The sequence below is a fragment of the Roseibium sp. AWQ4_254 genome (genome assembly GCF_056161025.1).
This window is the reverse complement of sequence record NZ_JBSWYH010000065.1, coordinates 1-5,025: the sequence shown is the minus strand read 5'-3', so window position 1 is coordinate 5,025 and position 5,025 is coordinate 1. Positions and strand designations below refer to the sequence as shown.

Annotated in this window: 1 protein-coding gene and 1 pseudogene; both read left to right on the top strand. The window is 59.9% G+C overall.

The features are described 5' to 3' along the window. Positions 1-195 precede the first annotated feature (195 nt). Positions 196-3,510, top strand: coding sequence for an AAA domain-containing protein (locus ACXAIC_RS24475; RefSeq protein WP_475186982.1), 3,315 nt, complete (start codon positions 196-198; stop codon positions 3,508-3,510). 83 nt (positions 3,511-3,593) lie between these two features. Next, positions 3,594-4,761, top strand: a pseudogene (locus tag ACXAIC_RS24470) (IS3 family transposase). Positions 4,762-5,025 lie beyond the last annotated feature (264 nt).

Below are 5,025 nucleotides of genomic sequence, written 5' to 3'. Positions count from 1 at the left end.
CGTCTGCGATAGACGCAGTCACGCCCTCAGAGGCAAGAAACTACTTCGCTGCCGCAGGATATGAGCCGGAGTAAGCGGGAAACGCTCTAGTACTTGTGCTCGTTTTGTCAAAAGCCCACTAATCAGGAAAAAAAGTGGGCGAACCATAGCGCTTGCTCAGTTTTCTATCCGTAATGGTTCCAAGGCGTCCACTTCATGTCCACATCACTTTCCAACGTCCTTCGGTATTGGCGGACATCACTGGCAGATGGGGCACTCGGCGAAGGGACGTTTCGGGCGGCGGATCGAAAACGCTTCATTGAGCTGCCGAATGACGCGCTCAAGACAGGCTGCCTGCCAAAGCAACTGGTTCCGACGCTGTTCCGTGGGAAGGATGGCGCCGGGACAGTCTCGGTTCGCTTCTGGCCCTTGGTGACCGCCCGAAGGACCTCGCACGCTGCTTCGCGTGCCGATGGCATGCCGGAGATAGTCGCCCCGGTTGTCACCGAGGGCTTCGTAGATCGGGCAGGAAGAATCTTACCGGCGCGCAATGCCATAGCACGCGATTTGCTGACACCGTTGCCCCGCGGTGCCTTTGCTCTTGGATCGGTAGAAGCGCTTGACGAATTCCTGGCGACGACACCCCTGCCGGAAACGATGTCCTCAGACTGCTGGCAGGACTACCGCCAGCATTGCCGCCAGATGGTCGACGCCCTGTCTCCGGGCTGGCCTTCGGACGAGACCGAATATGTGCCGACCGGAAGTGGTTTCATCGAAGTGTCTGAAGGTGCCGATGCAACGGTGCGCGGGATGCTTGATCTATACGACAGTCTGCTGGCCGACGAACCAGACACGCCACTTCTGCGCCAAATTGCCCTGCCTCACTTATCAGATGGGATGTCGGATTGTCGTATCGAGCAGGAATTCGCCCGGCGCCTTGGACATTCCAATCCGCGTTTCCCGCTGGCCGAGCACCAACGGCAAGTCTTGGCATGGCTTGATGCCGCGAAACCCGGCGAGGTGATCGCGGTGAACGGCCCGCCGGTCATCCTGGCAGCGTCGTCAAACAACCAGGCGGTTACCAACATCATCGACGCCTTCGGCAAAGATTTCGCGGCGGGCGAAGGCGTTTTTGCCGCGCGCTGGTTGCCGGACATCAAGAGCTTCGGGATGTTCCTACCGTCGCATTCCCGGCGCATGGAGGCCGCGCAGCGCTATCAGACGGAGGCCTTTCAAGCGGAATGCGAGTCCGTAGCCTATTTCGAACGTGCCAAGGCCGATTGGATGGAGGCGGCGGGAAAGGCCTTCCCGGATTCTGAGGGGAAGGATGTCGCCTGGTTTGTCGCAAAGCTAAGGGATCTGTTGACCGATAGCGTCAATAAACTCCGTGACCTCGATACGGCATTGAACCGACGCAGATCCTGCGCTGCCGCCCTTTTGGCGGAACTCGGCGATGATCCTGATGCAGAGCAGGCCCGACGCGCAAATACAGTCGATGCCAGCCGCAAAGAGGCCGATCGACTGGCGACCGCGCACGCGGCTCTCACCCATTACCTCGCCTCCGAGTCCTGGCTCACCGGCATGTTCGGGTTCTTGCCTTCGATCAAGCGCAAGCGCGCGTTGAGGGCGCGACTGGCCATCGGAGAGGATCTGGACGTGTTCCAGAACGTGACCCGCGTCGAGGATATCGAAACGCGCGTCATGGACGCTCTGATAGACCGCAAGCAAGCCCTTTCTATCGCCGAGAAGAGCCTGTCTCGCGCCGAAAGCCTGACGGAACAAGCCAAGGTCAGCGAATTGGAGTGGCGCCAGGCCGCGGAGAGCTTCGGAGACCCGGAGGATCTGAGCGAGCTGGAACGCCGCGCGGACATCGGGATACGTTTCGACCTCTTCTTGCTCGCCACCCACTATTGGGAAGGACGGTGGCTCTTGGCGATGGAGGCAGATCTGGCGACCATTGCCGCTTCGCATGAAAAGACCGGACGAAAGGCTGTCGAGCCGCGATGGAAGCGACGAATGATGCTGACCCCTTGCGCCGTGGCCACATTTGCCAGCCTGCCGTCGAAGCTGTCCTGCAGCCGGTTCCAAGGCGGCAAGTTCGCGAGAGATAGCCTATACAACTTCATCGACCTGCTGATCGTTGACGAGGCCGGGCAAGTCTTGCCGGAAGTTGCAGGCGCCTCTTTTGCCTTGGCCAAGCGCACGCTGGTCATCGGCGACACGCAGCAGATCGAGCCGATCTCAGCCGTGCCAGGACCCGTCGATATAGGCAATCTGAAAGACAGCGGATTGATCGACGGTGAGAAGGTGCCGGACCTGGTCAACGCCAGCGGTATCCGATCGACCCGCGGCAGCGCCATGCGCCTCGCGCAACAGGCCTGCAAGATCTCCCCTTGGCCCGAACTGGAGCGCGGGCTCTATCTGTTCGAACATCGCCGCTGCCATGACGAGATCATCGGGTTCAGCAATGCGCTGTGCTACAAAGGCAAACTGCGCCCGATGCGCGGCCAGTCGCCGGCGGATGCTGTGCTTCCTGCGCTTGGCTATTTGCATGTCGAAGGTCGTGCCTTCACGAGTGGCGGAAGCCGCGCCAACCCTGTCGAGGCGCGCACCATCGCCACGTGGCTGGAGGACAGCCGTGCCTTGCTCGAAGGCCGCTACGGTCGCCCACTGGAACAGATTGTCGGGGTCGTCACCCCTTTTGGCCAGCAAGTGCGCGCAATCCTCGACGCCTGCACCGCGCGTGGCATCACCGTGTCAGGCCGAGACGGCATGACCATCGGCACCGTACACGCGTTGCAGGGCGCTGAACGGCCCGTGGTGGTCTTCTCACCGGTTTACTCCAAGCACGCTGATGGCGGTTTCATCGACGCCTCACCCGGCATGTTGAACGTGACCGTGTCGCGCGCCAAGGACAGCTGCCTCGTCTTCGGCGACATGGATGTCCTCGCCACGGCCCGCAGCGGTTCCCCCCGCGCATTGCTGTCCGAATTCTTGGCCGCCAAGGGCAAGGCGTTGGATTTCGCCATGGAACCCCGCGAAGACCTGACACGGGGCGAGGCAAGGATGGAAATGCTCCAGCAGGCGGCCGAGCACGACGCCTTTTTGCTGGATGCACTGAGAGGCAAAGGTCGTAGATACATGATCGTCAGCCCCTGGGTCGTTGCCGGAACGATCGAACGGACCGGCTTACTGGACGCTATGGCGACGGCACGCCAGCGTGGGGCAGAAATCGAGGTCTTTGCCGACCCATTGCTAAATACCGGCCCTGCAGCGGGCGGGGTCAGCCAGTTGGAAGCTGTTGGGCGCAGTCTTTCAGAAATTGGCGTCGCGATGCACAGGGTCCATAGATTGCATAGCAAGATCGTGACCGTCGACAAGGATCTTCTCTGCGCTGGATCGTTCAACTGGCTCAGCGCGGATCGCAAGGGACAATACGCCCGGCACGAAACTTCTTTTGTCTACCGCGGCGCTCACCTCGAAGATGAAATCAAGATCATCCGCGAAGGCCTTTTGCAAAGGGCAAAGTAGCATTCGGCCCGGAGCGGTGAAGTGGTCCCGGCAAACTGGACAGTCGGCTAAGGTGTATCCCAAACCTTTGAAGGGATACGAGAATGGCGAAGCGCCGGAAATTTACGGACCAGTTTAAGGCGAAGGTGGCGCTGGAAGCGCTGCGTGGCGACAAGACGATCCAGGAGATCGCGGCGAAGCACCAGGTGCATCCGAACCAGGTCAGCAAGTGGAAACGCCAAGCCGTCGAGGGGATGGCTGATGTGTTTGCCCGTGGCGGCAAGCCAGAGGGGCCGACCGAAGCCGAGATCAAGGAACTTCACGCCAAGATCGGAAGGCTGGCGGTCGAGAACGATTTTTTGTCCGAAGGGCTGAAGCGGTGAGCCCCGAGAAGAAACGCGCGATGATCAAACGGGGCCACCCGCAGCTCAGTATCAGCCAGCAATGCAAGCTGGTGCGGCTCAGCCGATCGGCGTTCTACTACGCGCCGGTCGGGATCGACGCGGACACGTTGGCGATGATGAAAGAGATCGACCGGGTGTTCACCAAGTATCCGTTCTTCGGCAGCCGCCAGATCGCAGCCTATCTGCGCCGGGAGGGCGTTGTCATAGGCCGTCATCGCGTCAGGCGATTGATGGCGCGGATGGGGCTGGAGGCAATCTACAAACGTCCCAGAACCAGTCAGCCGCACCCGCAGCATCCGGTCTTCCCGTATTTGCTTCGAGGCATGCAGATCGACCGTCCGAACCAGGTCCGGTGCGCCGACATCACCTTCGTGCCGGTCAGGAATGGCTTCCTGTATCTCGTGGCTATCATGGATTGGACGTCGCGCAAGGTCCTGAGCTGGCGGCTATCGAATAGCGAGACCTTGTCCGCCATTGGTCCGAGGACAATGGACGAGCGCACGCCGACTTCTGCGTCGATGCCCTGAACGAAGCCATCGCCAAATATGGCCCGCCGGAGATCATGAACACAGATCAAGGATCTCAGTTTACGGGATCGGCCTGGATCACGACGCTGTCCGAGGCAGGCGTGCGCATCTCAATGGATGGGCGTGGCCGCTATCTGGACAACATTTTTATCGAACGGCTGTGGCGGAGCCTGAAGCAGGAGGCGATCTATCTCGAAGAGATCACTGACGGCTTCCAAGCCCGAAGGGTCGTCAAAAACTGGATGGCATTCTACAACACCAAGCGGCCCCATTCCTCCCTTGAACGCAGAACGCCAAGGGAGGCATACCGGCTCGGTCGGGACCAGAAATTGGCGGCATGAAAACCAACCCGGATACACCTTAGATCAGCCGCTTAGCTGTCCGAAAAGGTGGGACCACTTCAGACCCCATGGAAGGGATGCGTCAGATTTTCTGGCGTGGCGATAGGATCGCCTGTCGAAATTTGCTGCGCCACTAAGTGATTTGCTTGCAAAGTCGCGTGTTTCACGTGCTCTGTGAGCGTCCGTTGAACCCGACCTGCCGCTTTTCGATTTGGTGCGTTAAGTGTCCGCTTAATTAAATGGACATTTAAGGGCCCTTAATGA

What these genes read in the sequence shown, in the direction of transcription:
- ACXAIC_RS24475 (WP_475186982.1), top strand. Translation starts at nt 196, where the DNA reads ATGTCCACATCACTTTCCAACGTCCTTCGGTATTGGCGGACATCACTG.